The sequence below is a fragment of the Tardiphaga sp. 768_D3_N2_1 genome, assembly GCF_052076105.1.
Classification (GTDB): Bacteria; Pseudomonadota; Alphaproteobacteria; order Rhizobiales; family Xanthobacteraceae; genus Tardiphaga.
In genome coordinates this window covers 5008308-5032966 of record NZ_CP197245.1, presented here as the reverse complement: position 1 = coordinate 5032966, position 24659 = coordinate 5008308, and the positions used below count along the sequence as shown (strand labels likewise).

The window sequence follows — 24659 nt, the reverse complement described above, 5'->3', positions numbered from 1 at the left end:
GAAATGCGTGCAAATTGAATGAGATAGATTCAAAAAGGGGTGCTCAGGCCTTCTCACCCGATGGGGAGAACAAATAGCCGCCGCCGCGAATTGTACGGATCACGGCGGGCTTCGTCGGATCGGGCTCGATCTTGCGGCGGATTCGCATGATCCGCAGGTCGACCGCCCGGTCGAAAGCCTCGGCATCCCTGGCATTGGCCAGTTCGAGCAACCGTTCGCGCGAGAGCACGCGCTTCGGATTCGCGGCAAATACCTTGAGCAGGCCAAATTCGGAAGCCGTCAGCGGATGTTCGTTGCCTTCGTCGTCACGCAAGGCCTGCGCTTCCAGATCGAGCCATTTCGTGCCGAAGCGCACGAGATGATCCTTGCTCTCCTTGGCAGGCGCTGCATCTGCTGCTGCGCCTTTCACCGGCGTGCTTCGGCGCAAGACCGAGCGGATGCGTGCCATCAATTCGCGGAGTTCGCAGGGCTTGGCGATGTAATCATCGGCGCCGAGTTCGAGGCCGACGACCCGGTCGATCGGGCTTGCGGTGGCGGTGAGCATGATCACCGGCACATTGATGCGGCTCTTGAGATCGCGGATGATCGAGAGCCCGTCTTCCTCGGGCATATTGAGGTCGAGCACCACGAGATCCGGCACCTTGGTCTCGATTTCGCTGCGCAGGCTCTTGCCGCCGTCGCACAGGGTCACGGCAAAGCCGTGCATCTTGAGATAGTCGCCCACCATCTCGCGGGCGGGCGCTTCGTCGTCGACGATGACGATATGCGGGCTCTGGCTCATGACAGGCCCTCGGTGGTGGCTGGCAGCAGGATGGTGAAGATGGCGCCCTGGCCGGGGCCTGGACTGTCAGCATTGACCTCGCCGCCATGCATGTCGATGATGCGCTTGACGATCGACAGGCCAAGGCCGGTCGAGCTTTCGCCCCCGGTCGGCTTGGCTGAAAGCCGCTGGAAACGGCCAAACAAACGGTCGAGATCTTCCGGCGACAGGCCGGGACCTTCGTCGCTGATGCTGATGCGGACATAATCTGCGTCGCCCGTGATGAGCAGCGCGATCTTGCCGCCGATCGGGCTGTACTTGATGGCGTTGCTGACGAGATTGTCGATGGCTTCGCGGATTCTGTCAGCATCGCACATGGTGAGATCGTGGTGATCCGGCGCCGAGACAGAGAGATCCTGCTGTTTGTTCACGGCAGACGGCCGGTTCGCTTCCGCGACATCCCGAACCAGCGTCGCCAGATCGACCGGCTCACGGCGGATGGTGATATCGAACGCGTCCGCCATGGCATCGGAGATCAGGTGATCGACCATCGAGGTCAGTCGCTTGGTGGCGTCACGAATATGATCGATCTGCGCGGAGACGTTCTCCTTCGGTGATCCCGCCGATATCAATTCGGTCAGCATCTCGGTGCGCCCGAGGATCACACCGAGCGGATTCTTCAGGTCATGGGCGACGGTGCCCAGAATCTCGTTCTTGAAGCCGTTGGCGCGCTGCAGCCGCAGCCACTGCGCGGAGAGACGGCGGTTGGCCTGCATCAGCGCGCGGGTGCGCTGTGCCACGCGATCTTCCAACTGCGTATTGGCCTCGTGCAGTTGCTGATAGAGGATCACATTGTCGAAGGCGATCGATAACCGGCTGCCGAAGATCTCCACCAGCGAACGATCGGTCTCCGACAATGGCCGCTCTGCCTGCAGCAGCACGACAACCTCGCGGCCGCTTCCGGTGCGGATATAGAGCGCCGTCCGATGGTCGGCGAAGTCATGCTTGCGGCGCTTGAAGGCCTCTTCGACCATCTGGCGCAGGTCCGGGTCGAGCGACTGCGAAGTCGCGGTACCCATGAAGCGGCTGTAGCAGCCTGATCCGGCAAGGACGGCATAGTCGTCGCCGACAACGCCACCATCGCGCAGCACCAGAATGCCGGCGCAGTCCACATTCAGCAGCGATGCGATCTGGGTCAGCACGCCTTCGGCGAGCCGCTGCATCGATTTGAAATCGTAGAGCGTCGAGGCTGCGTCGATGATGATTTCGAGGCCGCGCCGCGTCTGCACCATGCGCTCGAGCTGCTGATAGCTGCGCAGTGCCGCCGTCAGCGAGGTGAACAGCTTATCGGCGGTCAGTTCGGTCTTCGCCTTGTAGTCGTTGATGTCATAATCGACGATGACGCGACGCTCCGGCGCCTGACCGGGCTGGCCGGTGCGCAGGATGATGCGAACGGTTTCGTTGTGCAGTTCGTTGCGGATGAACTCGACCAGTTCAAGGCCGGCGGCATCCGTCTCCATGATGACGTCGAGCAGTACGGCCGCGATATCCGGATGTTCGCGCATCAGGATCTGACCTTCGGCGGCGGAATAGGCCGACAGGATTTCCAGGGACTGGCCGTTCAGGGTGTAGTCGCTCAGCGCGAAGCGCGTGCCCTCATGCACGGCCTGGTCATCGTCAATGACCGCGATCTTCCATTTTCGATTATTGGATTCTTCCGGGGCGTCCCCGGCATCTTCAATCAGGTAGAGGACATCGTCCTGGTCGGCCATTGCGTAGTCCCGTCAAATGATCCAGCGGCGCCAGTGGCGGCCCGCGGCATGATAATGCGAAATGTCGTGCCTTGTCCCAGTCTTGACTCCAGCATCATCCGGCCACCCAGCTGCTGGGTCACCAGATTGTACACGATGTGGAGGCCGAGGCCGGTGCCGCCTTCGTTGCGGCGCGTGGTGAAAAATGGGTCGAACGCCTGCCGCTGGACGTCCGGGCTCATGCCCGCGCCGTTGTCGGAGAAGCTGATCTCGATATCGTCGGTGCCGCGCGGTTTCGCGGTGATCGCAATGGCGCCGGGCTTGCCGTCCGGGAATGCGTGATTGGCTGCATTCAGGAACAGATTGGTCAGGATCTGGCCATAGGACCCGGGATAGCCGTCGATCATGAGCCCGTCCGGCACATCCACCGTCAGCGTGATCGGGGCCTTCTTCAGGACGGGTCGAAGGCTGGCGATGATCTGATCGGTTGCCTCGGAGAGGCTGAATTGCCGCCGTTCGGCGTGGGAACGATCGACGGCGACCTGTTTGAAGGACTGAATAAGCTCGCCGGCGCGATGTAGGTTGGCGACCAGTTGCTGCGCCGCATCGCGTGACGTCTTGACGAATTCCTCTAGCTGCGAGCGCCTCAGCGGGGCATTGGAGCGCAGCTCGGCCTCGAACATTTCCGAGCGCCGCGCAAAGCTCGATGCCACGGTGAGGCTGATGCCAATCGGGTTATTGACCTCATGGGCCACGCCGGCGACCAGACCGCCGAGTGCGGCCAGCCGTTCGGCGTCAATCAAATTCTGCTGTGCGGCATTTAGTTCGAGCAAGGCACTTTCGGCCTTCTCTTTCGAGGCGCGCAGCTCGTTCTCGGCTTCGCGCTTGGCGACAGCGTTCTCACGGAACACTTCGACCGCGCGGGCCATGGCGCCGACCTCGTCGGTCGCGGCAGTGCCCTGGACCTTGCGATCATAGTCGCCGGAGGTGATTGCGCGCATCGAGGTCATGATCTGCTGCAGCGGCAGGCGGATGCTCAGCGCGATAATGATGCCTGCGGTGATGATCAGCCCAAGAAACGCCGCGGCGATGACCATGACATTGCGGGAGATCGCCGTCAGTGTGCGGTCGAAAGTGGCCTGCGCGGACTGCTCGCGCTGGCGCATCTTGACGGACAGACCATCGATCGCAGCAATCGTGTCGGCCTGGCTGGCATCGATCGAGTTGCGCAGCAGGTCCGTGCGGCTGGAGAGTTGATCGGACAGTTTTGCGAGGCCCTGGCGCAGTGCGACTGCGCGTCCCTTGAGCCGTTGCAGTGCGATGCGCTGCAGATCATTGTCGGCAAGGTCGGTCATGACCGGGATAGTGCGCTCGATCGTTTCTGTGTTGCGCCGCGCCTCCTCGGCCGCGGCGGATGCCAGCGACAGATAATAGGCGTTGGCGGCGACCAGCATCGCGGTGAATGCCTCACGCGACTTGCCGAGTGCGGGCCAGATCAGTGCATCGCGCTGTCCGGTGGCGCCTTCGATGATGGAATACAGTCCCGCCATGTCCTTGGCGGGCCCGAGCACCTGTTCCTCATAGGTCTTCGCAATGGTGGTCTGAAGCGTCCGCAATTCACCGAAGCCGCTGAGGAAGCGCTCGGTGACGCGCTCCAGCTCGGCGACGGAGCCCGACAGCATGGGATCGGTCGAGGCGCGGGTGTTCAGCGTCCCAAGCACGGCCTCGCGCAGCAACAGGATTTCGGCGAACAGTTCGGGGCTGGGCTGATTGATATAGCGATGGATCAGGTTCTGCAGCCGGCCGGTCTCGCTCTCGAGCAGGGCCAGAACCTGATCGGACTGCCGGACCTGGCGCACATCATCCCAGGCGGAAGACAGGACCCGCGAGCCACTCCAGATCAATCCCGCCAGGACGAGGACGACCGCCGAATTCAGGGCTGCGATGGACAGAATGCGCCAGCGGATCGGAATCGCACGGACAGCAGCAACGATGCCGGTCCGGCCTCGTGCCGCCAGCTCGTCCTGTCCGTCAGAAACTCCGTTGTGCGGGCTCGTCACCACAGGTCTGTCATTCGGCCTTGCGAAAGGTTCAATCGGTGAGACAGCCGTGCGTCACAACCCGGCAACTCGATCTTTATAGTCTGAAAGAGTTTCGTTGAGGTTGCGAGACAGTTCAATCTAGCAAATAGAGGTGTTGCTGGCTATTGGCCTGCAACAGCTGGTTGAACTGCGTCCGGTCCGATTGAACCGAATGACGTTTGGTCTCAACAGAGTGCTGCGGCAGATCGTATCCGGTAACCGCTATCGTGCGGGGCTATTTCGATCAAAACTATAACGGAATCATTATTTTATTGGGGGGACGCTTTGGCCTCCCAACAAGAATGATAGCACAGCAGGCCGGCAGCCGACGGCGTTGTAAGGGCAGAATGAAATGAAGTTGAAGGCGGCGCTCGGATATCTCGCGCTTGTGGTGACGGCCAGCCAGATGGCGACGCCCGCACGCGCCACCGACATTCAGTGGTGGCACGCGATGTCCGGAGAACTCGGCCGGCATGTTGAAAAGCTGGCCGCGGATTTCAACGCCACGCAGACGGGCTATCGCATCGTTCCGGTCTACAAGGGCAACTACACCGAGACGGTGACCTCGGCGATCTTCGCTTTCCGGTCCCGGAGCCAGCCGGCCATCGTCCAGGTCAATGAAATCGCGACGGCCACCATGATGGCGGCGAAAGGCGCGACCTATCCGGTCTACGAATTGATGCGCGACCAGGCGGAAGCGTTCAATCCATCGGCCTATCTGCCAGCCATTACGGGCTACTACACCGATATGGCCGGCAACATGCTGTCCTTCCCGTTCAATGCGTCGACGCCGATCCTTTACTACAACAAGGATCTGTTCCGGGCCGCCGGGCTCAATCCGGACGAGCCGCCGCGAACCTGGCCGGAACTCGGCGCCGCTGCCAAGCGATTGCGGATGGCGGGTGCGGTTTGCGGCTTCACCACGGCCTGGCCATCATGGATCAATGTCGAGAACTTCTCGGCATTTCACAACATCCCGGTGGCGACCAAGTCCAATGGCCTAGGCGGATTGGACGCCATGCTAACCTTCAACAATCCGTTGATGGCGCGCCATATCGCGCAACTCGCCGAATGGCAGAAAACCAAGGTCTTCGACTATAGCGGCCGCGCGACAGCGGCCGAGCCGCGCTTTCAGAAGAGCGAATGCGGGATTTTCCTGGGCTCGTCGGGAACCCGCGCAGACATTCTTGCCAATGCGAAATTCGAAGTCGGCTATGGCCTGATGCCTTATTGGCCTGATGTCGCGGGCGCACCGCAGAATTCGATCATCGGCGGCGCCACGCTCTGGGTGTTGCGCGATCGGCCGCGCGAAGAATACAAGGGCGTCGCGAAGTTCTTTGCGTTTCTCTCGCAGCCCGAAGTGCAGGCGGCATGGCACCAGAAGACGGGTTACCTGCCGATCACGCGCGCTGCCTATGAACTCACGCGCCAGCAGGGTTTTTATGATCGCAACCCCGGCACCGTGAAATCCATCGAGCAGATCACGCTCAAGGCGCCGACGGAAAATTCGAAGGGATTGCGCCTCGGCTCGTTCACGCTGATCCGTGACGCCATCGAGGATGAGCTGGAGCAAGCCTTCAGCGGCAAGAAGCCTGCGCAGGAGGCCCTCGACGCCGCAACAGAGCGCGGCAACAAATTGCTGCGCCAGTTCGAGCGCGCCAATCCCGTTCAGTGATATCTGCCACGTCGCGGCACACGACGATCTTCGTTAGTCGCTAACGAAGATCGTATCGCAGCGGAACGTTGAACGCCTCCGTACTGCCAGTCTTCTCCGGCGGAAATGCCGGGAATGGCTGCGCGCGGCGAACCATGGCGAGCGTTTCGGCATCAAGCGCCGAATTTCCCGACGATCCCAGGAGGCGAGAAGACAGCACGCGACCGCTGCGATCGAGCGTAAAGGCGATCCTGACAACTGCCGTGCCTGACTGACCAGTGCGGGCACTCTGGGGAAATTGCTTGAAACGCTGCAAGTGTGATTGGACGAGCTGATTATAAGACGCTGACGCTGCCCTCGATGCACCGGCGGCGGCCGCCGATGCCGCAGGCGCAATGCGCTCTGCGCGCGGTGCTGCGGTGGTCTGCGGCGCTGCCGGCGTATCGTTGGGCTTCTTCTTGACCTCGGCGCGTATCGGCTTCGGCTTGGGCTTTTCCGGCACCGGCTTTGGCGGATCGGGAATGATCTTGGCCTGTTCGGGCGGGGGAGGCGTCGGCTCGGTCTTCTGCTCGGGCGGCGCTTCGACGACCGGCTTCTCCATCAGCGGCGTCGGCGGGATCTGCTCTTCCACCTGCTTCTGCTGAACAGGCTCTGGCGGCGGCTCGGACGGCGCTTCCGCTTGCTGCATCTCGGGGCCGGGCGCGATATCCAGCGGCTGTGTTTCGGGCGCAGCGGTGGCCGGCGCCATATCGATCATGATGGTCGGCATCGCGACGCCTGGAGGGCTAGGTTGATGGTACCACCAGATGCCGGCAGCGATCAGGCCGGCATGAATCGCGACGATGGCGATCGCCGACCCGGTCCAGCGAAGACCGACGCTGTCGGTCGGCGCATGTAGCGCAAAGACATTCATGGCGCGGAGGTTCGTCCGTCGAGGCCGACCAGTGCGACTTTGAGATAGCCTGCATTGCGCAGCAGGTTCATCACTTCCATCAGATCGCCATAGCTCACGACCTTGTCCGCGCGCAGGAAGATGCGCTCGTCCTTGTTGTTTTTGGTCGCAGCATCCAGCGTGCCGCTAAGCGTATCGCGCGGGATGATGTCTTCGCCGACAGCGATTGTCAGGTCAGGCTTGACGGTGACAAAGACCGGCTTGTCAGGACGCGGCTGCGGCTCAACGGCGCTTGCCGGCAGGTCGACACCGAGATCGACTGTTGCCAGCGGCGCTGCCACCATGAAGATGATCAGCAGAACCAGCATCACGTCGATGAAAGGCGTAACATTGATTTCGTGGTTGACTTCGAGGTCGTCACCGCCGCCTGAGCGCCCACCTAATCTTGCAGCCATGGTCTATTCCGCCGCTCGCGAGATCGGCATGCCGCGACGACCGTGGTCACGGCTCATCAGCAACATGACCTGCGCGGAGGCATCGCCGAGCAACGCACGGTAGGTCGTGATATTGCGAACGAGCTGATTGTAGATCACCACCGCCGGAATGGCTGCGACAAGACCAAGTGCTGTCGCGAGCAATGCTTCTGCGATGCCCGGTGCGACGACGGCAAGGTTGGTGGTCTTGGTTTCCGAAATGCCGATGAAGGCGTTCATGATGCCCCAGACGGTTCCGAACAGGCCGACGAAGGGCGCAGTCGCACCGATCGTTGCGACGACGCCGATGCCACGGGAGATCCGGCGCGACATCGCCTGTTCGACACGCTCAAGCCGAAGCGCAATGCGTTCCTTGAAGCCGTCATCGAACAGTCCATGGGAGAGCGCAGTCTCGCGCACTGCCGAATGAATGAGCTGGGCCACGGGATCACGGGCATCGGCGCTGTCGCGCTCGACCTGGGCCAGTGTCGTGTCGCTTTCCAGTATGTCGAGCCGCCGTTTTGCGGAGCGTGTTTCGCGGTTGAGTTCGATGGTCTTTGCGAGCCAGACCGTCCAGGTTACCAGCGAGGCGATAGCAAGACCGATCATCACGGCCTTCACCACGATGTCGGCGTTCATGAACATGCCCCATGGGGACAGATTATGCGGCAGCAACGCTTCCGTGGTCGCAGCTACAGCAATCTGCGGAACCGCCGCCGTTCCGCTAACCGCCACCAATACAGTTGTGATGGGAGACCAGGATCTTGTCATAGGGGCTGCATTCCGTCGGTCGAAGCTTGCGATGTGAGATGATGGCGAAGAATAGCTTCGCATGTGAACGATGTCGCCCTCCGGAGGCGAAGTTGAGGCCTAAACTGGAGCGATTCCAAGGTCTCGGTGCTCAAAATCTCATACTCGTGAAGAGCCGCACGCCGCGTCCGGGCTGCAGCACTTCCGCCTTCTTGAAGGAGATGTGGTTGCGGACCTGTTCGTCGAGCAGATTGTCTCCGGTGACGCCGAAGGTGATGTCGCGCAGGCCGCCGTCGACCTTCGCGAATGTGTGGGTATAGCTCACCTCGGCCTTCAGCAAGTTGTAGCCGGCAGTCGGCGTTTCGTTGAGAGCAATGTCATTTTGCGTGAATGCATGCAGGACACCCAGACGGGCATACCATTCGGCGCTGCGCCACCAGACGCCGCCGCCCACGCGCATCGGTGCGATGCGCGGAACATTGCTGCCATCGGCGAAGGTTGCGCGAACCACGTCGAACTGCGTATCGATGCCGAACATGCCGTCGCTGAGCGGAGTCACATCGAGTTGTGCCATCAGCTCGGCGCCGCGGAAATTCGCGTCGCGTTGGCCATAAGCGACCTGCAGAAGCGGGCCGGTCGCGCCGCAGCTCGCGAAAGTGTCGGTGCAGAAGTTGCCGGTCACCTGCTTGAAGATGAAATCGAGGTAGCGCGTGTAGTAGAGGCTGGCCTCGAAGCGAAGCTGGCCGCTGCTGCGCTTGAGGCCGACTTCGATCGACTCGGCGGTTTCGATTTTCAGATCCGGATTGCCGATGACGAAGGTGCCGGATGCGCCATCAGAGCCGCGCGAATAAAGCTCGGGCGCGGCAGGCGCGCGCTGCGCACGCTGTACGCTCAGATTGGCAACCATGTCCCAGGGTAGTGATTTCAGCAGTCCGAAGCTGAAGCTCTTCGGAGTGAAATCGCGCATCGCTGCGGTCTCGGAGAATGTGTCGGGCGGCGGCAGGAGATTGCTGGGGAAAATCGGCGCCATGCCGGACACGGAAAGATGCTCGATGCGGCCTGCTGCCTGAAATTTGAGAGTGTCCGAGAGCTGCAATTGCTCGAACACGAAGCCTGCGACCGTGTCCGTATTGGTCGGTGCGAGCAACCCGCCGAGCAGGCCTGCAGTGCCGAGCTTGCGATTGCTGGCCTGCACGCCCCAGCTTCCGGTCAACGCGCCGAGTGGCGTTGCGACCGCAGCATGGTCCAGTTCGAAGCGGCCTTCGATTTCCTTGTTGGTGATGGTGTTCTGCAGGCCATCGACGCCATTGCTGCCGATGCCGAGCTCGCCATGCTTGTAGTCGCTGATGCCGAACGTATAGCGGATCGCAGCGATGCCGTCGGTTGGCGCGCGCCATTCGCCCTTGCTGGTCACTTTGGTCTGTTCGAGATCGATGCGAGTCCGCGCCGCTGACTCGGCAACGCCGGGGATATGATAGAGGCTGGTGATGTGCTGGATCGCGGTGCCGATATAGCCGCCATCGAAGATGTAGGAACCGCCGACCGACTGGCCTTCCGAGCGCAGTCTCGTATTGGCCTGCACGCCGCCGCCGGGAATTCTGTAATCGCCGGCGCTGCGGCCGAAGGCGTCGACATGAATGGCGACATTGTTGCCTGACGCATCAATGCTGGCAGCACCGTCGATGCTGCTATCCACCGAGGAGCCGCCGCCCTTGATGCGCGCGCTGAAACTGTCCGGCACGAGATTTTCCGGAATGCGATTGTTGCTGGCATTGACGACGCCGCCGATGGCCTGATTGCCGTAGCGCAGCGTCGCCGGGCCGCGGATCACCTCGATCTTGTCGGCGGAGAGCGGATCGACCGGGACCTGGTGGTCCTGGCTGAAATCCGACGCATCCTGGCTGCCGATGCCGTTCTCCTGAATGCGAACGCGATAATCGTCGAGGCCACGGATATTTGGCCTGCTCGCGCCCGGCGCAAAAGTCGATGCCGCAACACCCGGCTGGGTGGCCAGCAGGTCGGCGAGGGAGGCGGAGGTCGTGCGCTGCAGGGCGTCACCCGTGAGGAGGGTGGAGGACTGGAAGCCGTCCGCTTCTTTCTCGCGCTCGGCGCTGACCACGATTTCCGAGAGCGTCTGTCCCTCCTGGGCCCTCGCCTCCCCAATCCAGATGGATGAGAGGCATGCTGCCCCCGTGATCGACGCCCACAACCTCAAACTCACGCCATTCCCCAAGGTTCTTGATCTGATGCGAATGCTAATGCGAACTATTCGCAATAAGGAGGTGCGAGCCAGTTATGTCAAGCCAGAATCGGGCGAGCAATGACGAGGCAGGCCTGCGGGGATGTTTAAATTATGAGCATATGAATATCTTTGTATGCAATGCGCCTGAGTTCCTGACGATGCCGATCGTTCGGCTTGTTATGGAAATGCTCGATTTATCAGACGCCTAGGCGACTCTTAGGGGTTCATTAAGCTCTGGCACGAAGTTTGCGATGTCTGTTCCCAAGCCGATCCACTCGCGCCCTTGGGGAGAGCAAGAATGAAGCGTCGTGATTTTCTGAAAACCGCCACAGGCGCCGCCGCCGGCGCGATGGTCACCGGTCCGGCGATCTTTTCGTCCGCCAAGGCAGATGTCCGGTCCGAAACCCTGCTGATCGTCTCCGAAAGCGGCCCCAACAATCTCGATATTCATGGCGTTGGCACCAACGTGCCCGGCTATGAAGTGTCGTGGAATTGCTATGACCGTTTGATCGGTCACGAGATGAAGGCCGGCCCCGGTGGCGTGCCCTATTACGACCGCGACAAGTTCAAGCCCGAACTCGCCGAAGACATGACCATCAGCGACATGTCGGCGACCTTCAAGCTGCGCAAGAACGCGAAGTTTCATGACGGCGCGCCGGTGACGGCGAAGGATGTGAAGTGGTCGCTGGATCGTTCGGTCAGCGTCGGTGGTTTTCCGACCTTCCAGATGAGCGCCGGTTCGCTGAAGAAACCCGAGCAGTTCGTCATCGTCGATGATCACACCGTGCGGGTCGATTTCGCCACCAAGGATCGCCTGACGATTCCGGATCTCGCGGTCATCGTGCCCTGCGTGATCAATTCCGAACTGGTGAAGAAGAACGCCACCGAGAAGGATCCGTGGGGTCTCGAATACACCAAGATGCAGACCGCCGGTGGCGGCGCCTACAAGGTGACGAAGTGGACCGCGGGCACCGAAGTCGTCCTCGAGCGCAATGACGACTGGGTCAGCGGCCCGATGCCGAAGATCAAGCGCGTGATCTGGCGCATGGTGCCGCAGGCTGGCAACCGGCGTGCGCTGCTGGAGCGCGGCGATGCCGATATGTCCTATGAGCTGCCCTACAAGGATTTCCAGGAGATCAAGGCCAACGGCAAGCTGAACGTGACCTCGCTGCCGTTCTCCAACGGCATCCAGTATATCGGCATGAACGTCACCAAGCCGCCCTTCGACAATCCGAAGGTGCGCCAGGCTGTAGCCTATGCGCTGCCCTATCAGAAGATCGTCGATGCCGTGCTGTTCGGTCTCGCCAATCCGATGTATGGCGCTGCCGCCGACAAGCCGACCGAAGTCGCCTGGCCGCAGCCGCACAAATACAATACCGACATGGCGAAGGCGAAGGCACTGCTCGCGGAGGCCGGCTATCCCAATGGTTTCGAGACCTCGATCTCGTTTGATCTCGGCTTTGCGGTGGTCAACGAGCCGCTGTGTGTGCTGGTCCAGGAAAGTCTTGCGCAGATCGGTATCAAGGCCACGATCAACAAGATCCCCGGCGCCAACTGGCGCACTGAGCTGAACAAGAAGGAGATGCCGCTCTACACCAACGTGTTCTCCGGCTGGCTCGATTACCCCGAATACTTCTTCTACTGGTGCTATCACGGCGACAATTCGGTGTTTAACACCATGAGCTACAAGTCGCCGGAGATGGACAAGTTCATCAACGGCGCGCGTACCGCCGCCGCGACGGGCGACAAGGCGACCTATGAGAAGGACGTGAAGGGTTTCGTCGATCTCGCTTTCGCCGACATCCCGCGGATCCCGCTGTATCAGCCCTATGTCAACGTGGCGATGCAGAAGAACATTTCCGGCTACCAGTATTGGTTCCACCGCCGGCTCGATTACCGCGCGCTCGTGAAGGCGTGATGCGTCATGCTCAGCCTGATCGGCAAACGCCTGATGTTCGCGATCCCCTCTCTGATCGGGGTCGTGATCGTCACATTCCTGCTGACGCGCGCGCTGCCCGGCGATCCCGCGGCCTATTTCGCGGGGCCTTCAGCGGACAAGCAGGCGGTGGAGGAAATCCGCAAGAAACTCGGTCTCGACAAGCCGCTGATCGAGCAGTTCTTCCGCTATACGGCGGATCTGGCCAAGGGCGATTTTGGTAATTCGCTGACGACAGGCCAGCCGGTGGCGACGGAGCTTCGCAATCGTCTGCCGGCATCGGCCGAACTGACGCTGCTTGGTCTGCTGGTCTCGGTCATGATCGCCATTCCGCTCGGTATTCTCGCGGCCACTCGGCCGGGCTCGTGGATCGATCATCTCTGCCGGGTGACCACGACGGCGGGCGTATCGTTGCCGGTGTTCTTCACCGGTCTGGTGCTAGTCTATGTCTTCTATTTCAGGCTCGGCTGGTCGCCGGCGCCGCTCGGGCGACTGGACGTGTTCGCGTCGACGCCTCCCAGTGTGACCGGCTTCTACCTGATCGACAGTCTCATCGCGCGCGACTGGGAAGCCTTCCGGTCTGCCCTCAACCAATTGATCCTGCCCACAGCGACGCTGGCGATCTTTTCACTTGCGCCGATCGCGCGGATGACCCGCGCCTCGATGCTGGCGATCCTGTCGTCCGACTTCGTCCGCACGGCGCGTGCCAGCGGCCTGTCGCCACGCGCCGTGATCGTCACTTACGCCTTTCGGAACGCCATGCTGCCAGTCATCACCACGCTGTCGATGACGTTCTCGTTCCTGCTCGGCGCCAATGTGCTGGTCGAGAAGGTATTCGCCTGGCCGGGCATCGGCTCATACGCGGTCGAAGCGCTGATCTCGTCGGATTTCGCGCCGGTGCAGGGCTTCGTGCTGACGATGGCCATCATGTATGTGCTGATCAATCTGATCATCGACATTCTCTACGGCGTGATTGATCCCCGCGTGCGGCTGGAAGGGTGAGGTGTAAACCATGAACGCTGTCACGCCTGTCGATTCCGAAGCCGTTCCTGCACCGCAGCCTGCGCCCGTCAAGCGAAGCTCCGGCTTTGCCGCGACGCTGTCGCACACTCGCTACATTCTAGGCGAAAACCGCGTCACGGGTTTTGCGTTCGGCCTGTTGGTGCTGATCGTGTTCGCTGCCTTATTCGGGCCGTATGTCGTGCCCTACGATCCGCTCGCCAGCGACACCGCGCAGGCGTTGAAGGCGCCGTCCGCGGCGCACTGGTTCGGGACCGATCAGCTCGGGCGTGACATTTTCAGCCGCGTCATCGTGGCGACCCGGCTCGACTTCTTCATTGCCATTGCCTCGGTGGCGCTCGTCTTCGCCATGGGCGGCCTCGCCGGCATTGCCTCCGGCTATTTCGGTGGCTGGACCGATCGCATCGTCGGCCGCATCGCCGATACGATCATGGCGTTTCCGCTATTCGTGCTGGCCATGGGCATCGTCGCTGCGCTCGGCAACACCGTGCAGAACATCATCATCGCGACGGCGATCGTGAACTTCCCGCTCTATGCGCGCGTTGCGCGCGCCGAAGCCAATGTCCGCCGCGAGGCCGGTTTCGTGCAGGCGGCGCGGCTATCCGGGAATAGCGAGATGCGCATCCTGCTGGTGCATATCCTGCCGAACATCATGCCGATCATGATCGTGCAGATGTCGTTGACCATGGGCTACGCGATTCTCAATGCCGCGGGCCTCTCCTTCATCGGTCTCGGTGTCCGCCCGCCGACCGCCGAATGGGGCATCATGGTCGCCGAAGGCGCCTCCTTCATGGTGTCGGGCGAATGGTGGATCGCACTGTTTCCCGGTCTCGCGCTGATGATCGCGGTGTTCTGCTTCAATCTGCTGGGCGACGGTCTGCGCGACATCGTCGATCCGCAGCGACGCACGTGAGGGCCTGGCCATGACCGCTCAACCGCTTCTCGACGTCAGCGATCTCACCGTCGAATTCGCTACACGGCGCGGCATCGTCAAGGCCGTGCAGCACGTCAATATCTCCGTCGCCAAGGGCGAGACGCTGGGCATCGTCGGCGAGTCCGGCTCGGGCAAATCCGTGACGTCCTATGCCGTGATGCGCATTCTCGACCGCGCCGGCAAGATCGCCGAAGGTTCGGTGATGTTCTCCGGCGTCGATGTAAAGGCGGCGACCGAGAGCCAGATGCGCGACCTGCGCGGCCGCGAAATTTCGATGATCTTTCAGAACCCGCGGGCGGCGCTCAATCCGATCCGCAAGGTCGGTGACCAGATCGAGGACGTGCTGCGCCAGCATGCGCAGGCGGGCAGCGCAGACCGCGCGGAAAAAGCCATCGAGGCGCTGGAACAGGTCAAGATCGCGCGGCCGCGTGAACGCTATCACGCCTATCCGTTCGAACTCTCCGGCGGCATGTGCCAACGTGTGGTGATCACGCTTGCGCTGGCGTGCAATCCGCAGCTCCTGATCGCCGACGAGCCGACCACAGGGCTCGATGTCACGACGCAGAAGGCGGTGATGGATCTGGTCGTCGAGCTCACCAGGAGCCGCGGTATGTCGACCATCCTGATCACTCACGATCTCGGCCTTGCCGCCGCCTATTGCGACCGCGTGGTGGTGATGGAAAAGGGCAGGGTGGTCGAGACGGCTCTGTCGGCCGATATCTTCGCTAACCCGAAGCATGCCTATACCAAGAAGCTGATGCAGGCGACGCCTCGGCTCGGCATCTCGCTGCGTGATCTGCTGCCCGCCGAAGAGCGCGCCGCAATGCCGGTGCAGCAGCCGGTCGCAGACAGCGTCAGTACTGACGTGACCGCAAAGCCGCTGCTGGTCGTCGAAAACCTCGTCAAGGAATATGCCCGCCAGGGCGCGACCGCATCGCTTGCCAAACTGTTTTCGCGCAAGCCGCCGACCGAGCCGGACAAGTTTCGCGCGGTCGACGGCATCAGCTTCACGGTTGGCCACGGCGAGAGCGTCGGTCTTGTCGGCGAATCCGGCTGCGGCAAGTCCACGACGTCGATGATGGTGATGCGGCTGATCGACAAGACCTCGGGGCGCATCTCGTTCGATGGCGACGAGATCGGCGAGATCGCGCCGAATTCCTTTGCGCGGCTGCCACTGCGCAAGAGCATCCAGATGGTGTTCCAGGATCCGACCGATAGTCTCAATCCGCGCTTCACCGCAGCGCGGGCCATCGCCGATCCGATCATGCAGCTTGGCGACATCAAGGGCGCGGATGCGTTGCGTGCAAAATGCGAGGACCTCGCGCGACAGGTCGGCTTGCCGCTCGAATTGCTCGATCGCTTTCCGCACCAGATGTCCGGCGGCCAGAAGGCGCGCGTCGGCATTGCCCGCGCCATTGCGCTGCAGCCGAAGCTGATCATCCTGGATGAGCCGACGGCGGCGCTGGACGTCTCCGTGCAGGCGGTTGTGCTGAACCTGCTGCAGGACCTGAAGCAGTCGATGGGAATGAGCTATTTGTTCGTGTCCCACGATTTGAATGTGGTGCGTTTGCTGTGTGATCGTGTCATCGTGATGCGCACGGGGCGGATCGTAGAGCAGGGCTTGACCGAGGCCGTGCTGGATGCACCGCAGGACGCCTATACGAAGGAGCTGCTGTCGGCGATCCCGCATCCGCCGCTGCCGGTTCATTGAGACAGATCGAGGGAGGGACCGTGGCCGAACCGTTTGATGACTATATCGACGCCGTCGCAAAGGCGCTGGCATTGCCGATTGAAGACGCATGGAAGCCATCCGTCCGTGCCAATCTTGCCGTGACCCTGAAGCTGGCCGGCATGGTCGACGAATTTTCGCTGCCAGATGAAACCGAGCCGGCGAGCATCTATGCAGCTTGATCCTGTTGTCACACCCGAAGGCGATTGGCGCCCGGCCTCCGAAATCGCACAGGCGGTTGCCGCGAAGAAAATCTCGGCACTCGCCGTCACTGAAGCAGCGCTGGCGCGCATCGCACAGCACAATCCGGTCCTGAACGCCTTCACCGACGTCACCGCCGATCGCGCCCGGGCCACGGCGAAGGCGCTGGATGCCGCGATTGCCGCCGGTCAAAGCGTCGGCCCGCTCGCCGGTGTGCCGTTCGCCGTAAAGAACCTGTTCGATGTCACCGGCCTGCCGACCCGCGCCGGATCGAAGATCAATCGCGATCGTCCGGCTTCAACCCGCGATGCGACGCTGGTCGAACGCATGGAAGCCGCGGGCGCTGTCTTGGTCGGTGCGCTCAACATGGGCGAATACGCCTATGATTTTACGGGTGAGAACATTCACGACGGGCCATCGCGAAATCCGCATGACACGACCCGGATGACCGGCGGCTCATCGGGTGGTTCCGGCGGCGCCGTCGGTGGCCGGCTCGTGCCGATTGCCCTGGGTTCGGACACCAACGGTTCGATCCGCGTGCCGTCGTCATTTTGCGGCATCTTCGGCCTGAAACCGACCTATGGCCGGCTGTCGCGTGCGCGCTCGTTTCCCTTTGTCGCGAGCTTCGATCACCTCGGCCCTTTCGCGCGGTCGGTGGAGGATCTCGCGCTGTCCTACGATGCAATGCAGGGGCCTGATGCCGAGGATGCCGCCTGTTCGACCCGTGCCATCGAGCCGGTGACGCCGCTGCTAGGGCAGGACATTGGCAATCTTAGGATCGCCGCTGCCGGCGGATACTTCCGCAAGAACCTGTTTCCGGAGGCCCAGGAGGCAGTCGCGCATGTCACGAAGGCGCTCGGCGTCACGCGTGACATCGAGCTGCCCGAGGTTGCCCGCGCGCGCGCTGCCGCCTACGTGATCTCGACCGTCGAGGGTGCGTCACTGCATCTGGATCGCTTGCGCACGCGTCCCAATGATTTCGATCCGGCGGTGCGTGACCGGTTGCTGGCCGGCGCCATGGTGCCGGCGCCGCTGGTCGACCGCGCCCAGAAATTCCGTCGCTGGTATCGCGCCAAGGTGCTCGAATTGTTTGAGGACGTCGACGTGATCATCGCGCCGGCGACGCCGTGCATCGCGCCGAAACTGGGACAGGCGACGTTCGTGCTCGACGGCGTCGAACTGCCGGTACGCGCCAATATCGGCATCCACACCCAGCCGATCTCCTTCATCGGTCTGCCCGTGGTCGCTGTCCCGGTGCCGCTCGATCCGATGCCGATTGGCGTGCAGATCATTACGGCGCCGTGGCGGGAAGACATCGCGCTGCGTGTCGCCTATGCTTTGGAGCGGGCCGGCACCGTTGCCGCGCCGCGCGCAAAAGGGTTCTGATATGGACATTGATCTGCCTGACGTCATCGCCGAAGTGGGCGCAGCTTTCGCACGTTACGAAGCCGCCCTGGTGAGCAACGACACCGCAGTGCTGGGGGAGCTGTTTCGCAAGGATCCCCGCACCCTTCGCTACGGTGCGGGCGAAAATCTCTATGGCTACGACGCGATTCAGGCATTTCGCAGCGCACGCTCGCCGATCGGGCTGGGACGCCGGACAGAGCGCACCGTGATTACATCCTATGGCCGCGACACTGCGGTCGCCTCAACGCTATTTTATCGCGATGCGGCTCCGGGTAAGGTCGGTCGACAGATGCAGACGTGGATCCGCTTTCCGGAAGGCTGGCGAATCGTGGCGGCCTCTGTCAGCCTGATCGACGAACCGCAGGATCCCAAGGGATGAGTTTCGACGACATGCTGATCCAGCCGGGGAAGCCGCGCCGCAAGGCGGGCATCGCCGGGCCGGTCAGCCGGGTTGACCGCGCCGGCGCAACCACCGGCAAGCTGACGCGCGCCGAAGAACTTCGCCTGCAACTGGCCGACGAGATCGTGCGCGGCGTGCTGGCACCCGGCACCCCGCTTGACGAAACAGATCTGGCACAACGTTTCAATGTTTCGCGGACGCCCGTTCGTGAAGCGCTGCGCCAGCTCACGGCGAGCGGACTCGTCGACTCGCGTGCGCATCGCGGTGCGGTCGTGGCGCAACCATCGGTCGATCGTCTCACTGGGATGTTCGAGGCTATGGCGGAGCTCGAAGCGTTGTGTGCAGGCCTCGCGGCGGAACGTATGCCGGCCGTGCAACGTCGCGAGCTGGAAGCCATTCACGAAGAGCTGCGGGTGCTGAGCTATGACGGCAATCCGGATCGCTTTCACGAAGTGAACGAGCGTTTTCACAACGCGATCTATACGGGCTCGCAGAACGAATATATCGCCGAGATCACGCTGGCCACGCGCGTGCGCGTGCAGCCGTTCCGGCGTGCCCAGTTCCGCAATCTCGGCCGTCTCGCCAAGTCGCAGGCCGAGCATGACCGCGTCGTCGTCGCCATCATGCGCGGCGATCGCAACGGCGCCGCGGCGGCAATGCGCGCCCATATCGAGCTGGTGCGCGGCGAATACGAGCATTACGCCGTTTCGCTCTAGGTCCCAATTCCCCGCATAAAATGGGAACCAACGCGTTCTTCGCGGGTTGCTTCACGGAGAATGTAACCCTTTGGCGCTGAATCACCCGTCACCGCAAGGTTTCGGGCTTTTCGCGTTGATGTCGATTTCCGCTTGTCCGTGGGGGTGCGAGCAAATGCTCAGGAGCAAGGCGGCATGGCTTATCTGAGCAGCACGGAAATAGCGGCCTCGCCGGTGCCCGGCCGGACGCCAGCTTCTGGCTCGGATCGTACGATTGAAACCGACATTCCTGCGCGCCTGGATGCGCTGCGCTGGAGCGGCTTTCACACGCGGGTCGTTCTGGCCCTTGGCATCACGTGGATTCTCGATGGTCTTGAGGTGACCCTGGCGGGCGCGCTGTCCGGTGCGCTCAAGGAAGATCCGGTGCTACGGTTCTCGAACCTCGATGTCGGCTTTGCCAACAGCGCCTATCTTGCAGGCGCCGTGATTGGCGCGCTGGGCTTCGGCTGGCTGACGGATCGCATCGGGCGGAAGAAGCTGTTCTTCATCACGCTTGCGCTTTATCTCATGGCGACTGCCGCGACGGCGATGTCGTGGAATCTTGCCAGCTATGCCTTGTTTCGCTTCCTGACGGGCGCCGGCATTGGCGGGGAATATACCGCGATCAATTCGACGATCCAGGAGCTGGTGCCGGCACGCTATCGCGGCTGGACCGATCTGGTGATCAACGGCAGTTTCTGGCTCGGCGCGGCGATGGGCGCGGTCTGCGCCATCGTCCTACTCGATCCTGCCGTCATTTCTCAGTCCTATGGCTGGCGCGTCGCATATTTCACCGGCGCCATTCTGGGTCTCATCGTGCTGTTCATGCGGATGTGGATTCCGGAAAGCCCGCGCTGGCTGATGATCCACGGTCAGCCGCAGCGCGCAGAAGCGATCGTGGCCGATATCGAAACCTCAGTGCAGCAGAAAGCCACTCCGTCGGCTTTGCGATCACTGCCGAAGATCAGACTGACCATGCGCGATCACACGCCGCTGAAGGAGGTCGCGCAGACGCTGTTCGTGCTGTATCGCCAGCGGTCGCTGGTCGGTCTCATGCTGATGGCGTCGCAGGCGTTTTTCTACAACGCGATCTTCTTCACCTATGCACTGGTGCTGACGGATTTCTTCGGCATCCCCTCCAGCCACGTCGGCTGGTATATCCTGCCATTTGCCGCTGGTAATTTTCTCGGGCCACTGTTGCTCGGCCGGCTGTTCGATACGCTCGGGCGCCGCGTGATGATTGCGGTCACCTATGGCATGTCGGGCATATTGCTTGCGATCTCCGGCTATCTGTTCTCGATCGATGTGTTGAGTGCGCAGACCCAGACCATCGCCTGGATGATCATTTTCTTCTTTGCATCGCCTGCGGCGAGTGCGGCCTATCTCACGGTCAGCGAGACGTTCCCGATCGAGGTTCGCGCATTGGCGATCGCTGTCTTCTACGCGATCGGTACCGGGATCGGCGGCGTTGCCGGACCGGCTTTGTTTGGCGTGCTGATCGATACCGGGTCGCGCAACAGCGTGTTTGCCGGATACCTGTTTGGTGCTGTTCTGATGGTCGCGGCTGCGATTGTCGGCTGGCGCTATGCCGTCGCGGCGGAACGCCAGCCGCTTGAATCAGTTGCACGGCCGCTGGCCGTGGTGGAGTAATCTCATGAACATGCCTCAGAAAATTATCGAAATTCATGTCGACGATGCGCCGCATTCCGAAGAGGTGCTGTATCCGGGTGCGGAATTGCCGCGGCTTAGCGAATGCGCGCTGCTGCTCGATATCGACGGTACGCTGCTCGACCTGGCGCCGACGCCGCGTGAGGTTTGGGTGCCGCCGGATCTGGCGACGTCCATGGGCAAGCTGCTGCAGCGCACGAATGGCGCCATGGCGCTTGTCTCAGGACGTTCGATCAACGACATCGATCTGATTTTTGCGCCGATGCAATTCCCGGCGGTCGGCGGTCACGGCGCCGAGATGCGACTGTCGGCAGAGAATGAATCGGTTGCGGCAGGTGCGCCGCCGATGGACAAGGAATTGAAGCGTCGCCTTGCTGCCATTGCGAAGTTGAGCCCGGGTATTCTGCTCGAGGACAAGGGCTATGCGCTCGCGCTGCATTACCGTCTCGCGCCGCATGCGGAGAAGGCGATCTATGATGCGGTTTCCGCGATCCGTGCCGATCTGCCGAATGCACCGATCGAAGTGCTGCCCGGCAAGGCTGTCTGCGAGATCAAGCCGGCTGGTGTGACCAAGGCGACGGGCGTGATCGAGTTGATGGCGCATGAGCCGTTCAGCGGGCGCCGTCCGATCTTCATCGGCGACGATGTCACCGATGAATCCGTATTTGCGATCATGCCCGGCATGAATGGTCTCGCATTCTCCGTCGGCCGCCGTGCGCAAGGTGTATCGGGTCACTTCGACGAGCCGCGCGATGTGCGTGCATGGCTCGCGCGCTTGCTGATCGACGATGCAGCGAAATCGAAATAGCGCTGCGCAACATCATTGATACCGCTGCGGATGGAACTCACTGAAAGGTGAGTTCCATCGTCGCGTGCCCGAATTTGGTTTCAATTGGGTCGAATGGTGACGAGGAACCATATTGATGAACGTACGTTTATCAATATGTGCAATCAGGAGGGGACCCTGTGAATCTCGTCGTAGTCTCAAACCGAGTATCGCGCGCTTCGGCGAATGAGCCGATGACCGGCGGTCTGGCAGCAGCCCTGTTGCCTGTGGTGGAGAAATCTGGCGCGATTTGGGTCGGTTCCAGCGGTCGCGTGCGTGATGGCGCGCAGAAGGAGCCTTTTGCCGAAGTCGAAGCGCTTGGCGCTGGCGCGCTGGCAATGCTCGATCTGCCTGCCGCGCATTACGGTGGCTATTATGAAGGCTTCGCCAATTCGGCGCTTTGGCCTGCGCTGCATTCCCGTACCGATCTGATCAGCACATCGCAGGATGATTATCAGTCGTATCGCGAAGTGAATTCGTTCTTCGCACGTGCGCTGCTGCGGTTCCGCAAGCCCGATACCGCGTTCTGGATTCAGGATTACCATTTCCTTGCGCTTGGCGCAGAATTGCGCGCGCTTGGTGTGACGCATCCGCTCGGCTTTTTCCTGCATACGCCGTGGCCGGCACACGATATTTTTAGCGGCGTGCCGCATCATCGCGAACTAGTCGAGGCAATGCTCGCTTACGATCTGATCGGCTTCCAGACCGAAGGTGATCGCGACAACTTCCTGTCTTATGTGGATGGCGATCTCGGCCTGGATACGACGGGTGGCGTGGTGTTGTCGCGTTACGGCGCGTCGCGCTGTGCGGTATTTCCGATCGGCATCGATCCCGCGAAGTTTGCTACGCATGCCGCCAGGGCGGCGTCGCATCCCGATGTGTCGCGGCTGCGCCGCAGCCTGCACGGCGAGAAGCTCGCCATCGGCGTCGATCGCGTCGATTACTCCAAGGGTCTCGTCAATCGTCTCGAGGCGTTCGACCGTATGCTGACGCGGCATCCGCAGCTCAAGCGTTCGGTCTCGCTGTTGCAGATCGCGACACTGTCGCGCGGCACGATCGAGGCCTATGGCGACCTGCAGAACCAGCTTGCCAAGCTGGTGAGCGACGTGAACGGGCGTCACGGCGAAGTTGACTGGACACCGATCCGTTATCTCAACAAGGGCTTCAGCCAGACCGTGCTTGCTGGCCTCTATCGCACCGCGCAGGTCGGCCTGGTGACGCCGCTGCATGACGGCATGAATCTGGTCGCCAAGGAATATGTCGCGGCGCAGAACCCGGTCGATCCCGGTGTGCTGGTGCTGTCGAAATATGCCGGCGCTGCGAATGAGCTCGATACCGCCCTGCTGGTCAATCCGCATGATGTGGACGGCATGGCGCGGACCATCGCGACTGCCCTGTCGATGCCCCTGGTGGAGCGTCGCATGCGCTGGGAAGCCATGATGGCGAAGCTGCGCGCCAGCACGATCCAGGACTGGTTTGCCGATTTCGTCGAGGCGCTGCAGCAGGCTCACATCGCCAATGACAAAATGCCGGTGGAAACGCTGCCGGTTGAGCCGCCCGTGGTCTGGCCGGTTCGGTCGGCCGGTGCGGGATTAGGCAGCCGCTTCCACTGAGCCGGCTGCCAGCCAGGCCAATGGGGGAGGTTCCCCGCGGCGCGCTGGCTCGGGGATTATTGCGCCGACGCATCGCAAGCCGATTCGCCGCTCGCCAGGGCGAGCAGGAGGCGCCAACGTTCACCCGAATTCCCTATATCCTTCAATAATTTGAGAAAAACTGCCGGGCCAGGCCGGCGGTCCCTTGCAAATCTCGCTCCGGCCCGTCATGAGAAGGCGCGCCGGAGAGATGGCCGAGTGGCTTAAGGCGCACGCTTGGAAAGCGTGTGTGCGGGAAACCGTACCGTGGGTTCGAATCCCACTCTCTCCGCCAGCCCCCTCCCGACCAGCTGATCTATTTGCGAGCCGGCCGGCGTCATTCCGCTCCCCGCGCGGTAACGGGATGACGATTGTATCGATGGTCAGGTTTCTAACGAGCCTGTACGGCAGGCTCCGATTGGAAAAGGAGGCTCACGCTCAGGAAGGTGGACCTTCTTGAATCGCGCAAAGTCTGGCGAGGCCAAAATGGCTTAATACGTCAGGCTGGTTGCCTTGATTTGAGCTTGAATCATTGGGTAGCCTTTTTTGCGTCGCGCCTGGGGCATCAATTGCGTAGATCTCGAATTGTTATTGCTGCTGCGTCTGCCGGAGCCTTGGCTGTGGCTCTGACGCTATGTGCATACGTTCGAGAGCCTCAAAATATGCTGCGCTTCTTGAGGGCCGAAAATCCAGATCGTTCCCGGCCCGATGTCGTCTCGTTCGCTCAGCGTTTTCCGCAAGCTTTTGATTTCGAAGTGTCGGTTTCGAACGCCGAACTGGAAGTTCGTCAGGCCAAGTTACAGCTCGCGCAAGCCATGCGATCGCAGCCAATGCTTCCCGCCGACAACTTGCCCGGAAGCTCGGCGGCGAATGGAAAAGTGCCGCTGCCGAGAGTCCGGCCGTCGGCGGCCAATTTGATTGCTGTGTCTCTGCCGGATCAGGCGTCACCGCCGTCTGATCCGTTGTCCAATGTCAGCGCAGCACTTAAAAAAGTCTTCGCGATGCTCCAGCCGTCTGAAACTCTTTTGGCGTCTGCATCGCCCGACGGTGGAATCTCCGGCGACGGAAAGGACAGTGCACCTCCAACGTTGGCGGAAACGCGGACGGCGCTTTACGACATCTCCGCGCGCACCGTTTACATGCCCGACGGAACGAGGCTTGAGGCTCACTCCGGACTTGGCGAGCTCATGGACGATCCGACGCAAGTTCACGTCCATGATCGAGGTGCAACGCCGCCGCAGATATATGAACTGAGCAAGCGAGAGAAGCCGTTCCACGGTGTCGAAGCATTGCGAATGAAGCCGGTGGGTCAAGGTGATCTGTTTGGCCGCTCAGGATTGCTCACACACAGCTACTTGATGGGGCCAAAGGGAGATTCGAACGGTTGCGTATCATTCAAGGACTACGCAACGTTCCTGCAGGCCTACAAAGCAGGCGCCGTGAAGAGATTGATCGTCGTACCGAGCCTGGCCGATCCGAGCGTCATGGTGGCACAAAAAACCTAGACGTAGCTGTATCTGTGAGTACTCAGATATCGCGCTTCAGCCTGAGATTGATCTTCAGAACTAAT

At 61.6% G+C, this 24659-nt stretch carries 20 protein-coding genes and 1 tRNA gene; 14 read left to right on the top strand and 7 right to left on the bottom strand.

Annotated elements, in window-relative coordinates:
• Window positions 1-43: 43 nt before the first annotated feature.
• The 3 genes from AB8A27_RS23585 to AB8A27_RS23575 are packed head-to-tail and all read right to left on the bottom strand — an operon-like array spanning window position 44 to window position 4505.
• Window positions 44-781: a response regulator gene (locus AB8A27_RS23585; RefSeq protein WP_092148949.1), complete on the bottom strand. Its 738-nt coding sequence runs from the start codon at window positions 779-781 to the stop codon at window positions 44-46.
• Window positions 778-2532 (bottom strand): ATP-binding response regulator, encoded by a 1755-nt coding sequence (locus AB8A27_RS23580; protein ID WP_441244006.1) that lies wholly within the window; start codon window positions 2530-2532, stop codon window positions 778-780. The genes AB8A27_RS23585 and AB8A27_RS23580 overlap by 4 nt, the downstream gene beginning before the upstream one ends.
• Window positions 2502-4505 (bottom strand): ATP-binding protein, encoded by a 2004-nt coding sequence (locus AB8A27_RS23575; protein WP_441244998.1) that lies wholly within the window; start codon window positions 4503-4505, stop codon window positions 2502-2504. Before AB8A27_RS23575 ends, AB8A27_RS23580 begins: the two co-directional genes overlap by 31 nt.
• A gap of 439 nt (window positions 4506-4944) precedes the next feature.
• Between AB8A27_RS23575 and ugpB the strand changes: the two genes are divergently transcribed.
• A complete protein-coding gene (gene ugpB / locus AB8A27_RS23570; protein ID WP_441244005.1) occupies window positions 4945-6267 on the top strand; it encodes a sn-glycerol-3-phosphate ABC transporter substrate-binding protein UgpB in 1323 nt (440 codons plus the stop codon).
• A gap of 40 nt (window positions 6268-6307) precedes the next feature.
• Here the strand turns inward: ugpB and AB8A27_RS23565 are convergent, their stop codons facing one another.
• From AB8A27_RS23565 to AB8A27_RS23550, 4 genes are all read right to left on the bottom strand, one after another.
• A complete protein-coding gene (locus AB8A27_RS23565) occupies window positions 6308-7159 on the bottom strand; it encodes an energy transducer TonB family protein (RefSeq protein WP_441244004.1) in 852 nt (283 codons plus the stop codon).
• Window positions 7156-7593, bottom strand: coding sequence for a TonB system transport protein ExbD (gene exbD / locus AB8A27_RS23560; RefSeq protein WP_441244003.1), 438 nt, complete (start codon window positions 7591-7593; stop codon window positions 7156-7158). Before exbD ends, AB8A27_RS23565 begins: the two co-directional genes overlap by 4 nt.
• 3 nt (window positions 7594-7596) lie before the next feature.
• Window positions 7597-8382, bottom strand: a complete 786-nt coding sequence (exbB, locus tag AB8A27_RS23555; protein ID WP_441244002.1) for a tonB-system energizer ExbB — start codon at window positions 8380-8382, stop codon at window positions 7597-7599.
• A 130-nt stretch (window positions 8383-8512) separates the two neighbouring features.
• A complete protein-coding gene (locus AB8A27_RS23550) occupies window positions 8513-10582 on the bottom strand; it encodes a TonB-dependent receptor (protein WP_441244001.1) in 2070 nt (689 codons plus the stop codon).
• Window positions 10583-10901: 319 nt separating this feature from the next.
• Here AB8A27_RS23550 and AB8A27_RS23545 point away from each other — a divergent pair, with 319 nt between their 5' ends.
• The 13 genes from AB8A27_RS23545 (at window position 10902) to AB8A27_RS23485 (ending at window position 24594) form a co-directional block, all read left to right on the top strand.
• Entirely contained in the window at window positions 10902-12521 is a 1620-nt protein-coding gene (locus AB8A27_RS23545) for an ABC transporter substrate-binding protein (RefSeq protein ID WP_441244000.1), read from the top strand.
• Window positions 12522-12527: 6 nt separating this feature from the next.
• Entirely contained in the window at window positions 12528-13541 is a 1014-nt protein-coding gene (locus AB8A27_RS23540; protein WP_441243999.1) for an ABC transporter permease, read from the top strand.
• A gap of 10 nt (window positions 13542-13551) precedes the next feature.
• Entirely contained in the window at window positions 13552-14472 is a 921-nt protein-coding gene (locus AB8A27_RS23535; protein ID WP_441243998.1) for an ABC transporter permease, read from the top strand.
• A gap of 10 nt (window positions 14473-14482) precedes the next feature.
• Window positions 14483-16204, top strand: a complete 1722-nt coding sequence (locus tag AB8A27_RS23530) for a dipeptide ABC transporter ATP-binding protein (RefSeq protein ID WP_441243997.1) — start codon at window positions 14483-14485, stop codon at window positions 16202-16204.
• 20 nt (window positions 16205-16224) lie between these two features.
• Complete coding sequence (locus tag AB8A27_RS23525) at window positions 16225-16404, top strand: DUF4089 domain-containing protein (RefSeq protein ID WP_441243996.1); 180 nt, start codon at window positions 16225-16227, stop codon at window positions 16402-16404.
• Window positions 16394-17809, top strand: coding sequence for an AtzE family amidohydrolase (locus AB8A27_RS23520; protein WP_441243995.1), 1416 nt, complete (start codon window positions 16394-16396; stop codon window positions 17807-17809). The genes AB8A27_RS23525 and AB8A27_RS23520 overlap by 11 nt, the downstream gene beginning before the upstream one ends.
• 1 nt (window position 17810) lies before the next feature.
• A complete protein-coding gene (gene hpxZ / locus AB8A27_RS23515) occupies window positions 17811-18209 on the top strand; it encodes an oxalurate catabolism protein HpxZ (RefSeq protein WP_441243994.1) in 399 nt (132 codons plus the stop codon).
• An 11-nt stretch (window positions 18210-18220) separates the two neighbouring features.
• Window positions 18221-18946 carry a GntR family transcriptional regulator gene (locus AB8A27_RS23510; RefSeq protein ID WP_441244997.1) on the top strand — a complete coding sequence of 242 codons (726 nt, stop codon included), beginning with the start codon at window positions 18221-18223 and terminating at the stop codon, window positions 18944-18946.
• A 174-nt stretch (window positions 18947-19120) separates the two neighbouring features.
• A complete protein-coding gene (locus AB8A27_RS23505; protein WP_441243993.1) occupies window positions 19121-20614 on the top strand; it encodes an MFS transporter in 1494 nt (497 codons plus the stop codon).
• Between the two features lie 4 nt (window positions 20615-20618).
• Complete coding sequence (gene otsB, locus AB8A27_RS23500) at window positions 20619-21440, top strand: trehalose-phosphatase (protein ID WP_441243992.1); 822 nt, start codon at window positions 20619-20621, stop codon at window positions 21438-21440.
• 158 nt (window positions 21441-21598) lie between these two features.
• The gene (locus tag AB8A27_RS23495; RefSeq protein ID WP_441243991.1) at window positions 21599-23071 is read left to right on the top strand and encodes a trehalose-6-phosphate synthase; all 1473 of its coding nucleotides are present in this window, start codon (window positions 21599-21601) and stop codon (window positions 23069-23071) included.
• Window positions 23072-23294: 223 nt separating this feature from the next.
• Window positions 23295-23384, top strand: a tRNA-Ser gene (locus AB8A27_RS23490).
• Between the two features lie 367 nt (window positions 23385-23751).
• Window positions 23752-24594 (top strand): DUF2778 domain-containing protein, encoded by an 843-nt coding sequence (locus AB8A27_RS23485; protein WP_441243990.1) that lies wholly within the window; start codon window positions 23752-23754, stop codon window positions 24592-24594.
• The last annotated feature ends 65 nt before the right edge of the window (window positions 24595-24659 follow it).

Coding starts and splice junctions, on each gene's coding strand:
- hpxZ (WP_441243994.1), top strand. CDS start 17,811: ATGGACATTGATCTGCCTGACGTCATCGCCGAAGTGGGCGCAGCTTTC.
- AB8A27_RS23580 (WP_441244006.1), bottom strand. CDS start 2,532: ATGGCCGACCAGGACGATGTCCTCTACCTGATTGAAGATGCCGGGGAC.
- AB8A27_RS23520 (WP_441243995.1), top strand. CDS start 16,394: ATGCAGCTTGATCCTGTTGTCACACCCGAAGGCGATTGGCGCCCGGCC.
- AB8A27_RS23485 (WP_441243990.1), top strand. CDS start 23,752: ATGCTGCGCTTCTTGAGGGCCGAAAATCCAGATCGTTCCCGGCCCGAT.
- AB8A27_RS23535 (WP_441243998.1), top strand. CDS start 13,552: ATGAACGCTGTCACGCCTGTCGATTCCGAAGCCGTTCCTGCACCGCAG.
- AB8A27_RS23540 (WP_441243999.1), top strand. CDS start 12,528: ATGCTCAGCCTGATCGGCAAACGCCTGATGTTCGCGATCCCCTCTCTG.
- exbD (WP_441244003.1), bottom strand. CDS start 7,593: ATGGCTGCAAGATTAGGTGGGCGCTCAGGCGGCGGTGACGACCTCGAA.
- AB8A27_RS23510 (WP_441244997.1), top strand. CDS start 18,221: ATGCTGATCCAGCCGGGGAAGCCGCGCCGCAAGGCGGGCATCGCCGGG.
- ugpB (WP_441244005.1), top strand. CDS start 4,945: ATGAAGTTGAAGGCGGCGCTCGGATATCTCGCGCTTGTGGTGACGGCC.
- otsB (WP_441243992.1), top strand. CDS start 20,619: ATGAACATGCCTCAGAAAATTATCGAAATTCATGTCGACGATGCGCCG.
- AB8A27_RS23565 (WP_441244004.1), bottom strand. CDS start 7,159: ATGAATGTCTTTGCGCTACATGCGCCGACCGACAGCGTCGGTCTTCGC.
- AB8A27_RS23505 (WP_441243993.1), top strand. CDS start 19,121: ATGGCTTATCTGAGCAGCACGGAAATAGCGGCCTCGCCGGTGCCCGGC.
- AB8A27_RS23585 (WP_092148949.1), bottom strand. CDS start 781: ATGAGCCAGAGCCCGCATATCGTCATCGTCGACGACGAAGCGCCCGCC.
- exbB (WP_441244002.1), bottom strand. CDS start 8,382: ATGACAAGATCCTGGTCTCCCATCACAACTGTATTGGTGGCGGTTAGC.
- AB8A27_RS23545 (WP_441244000.1), top strand. CDS start 10,902: ATGAAGCGTCGTGATTTTCTGAAAACCGCCACAGGCGCCGCCGCCGGC.
- AB8A27_RS23530 (WP_441243997.1), top strand. CDS start 14,483: ATGACCGCTCAACCGCTTCTCGACGTCAGCGATCTCACCGTCGAATTC.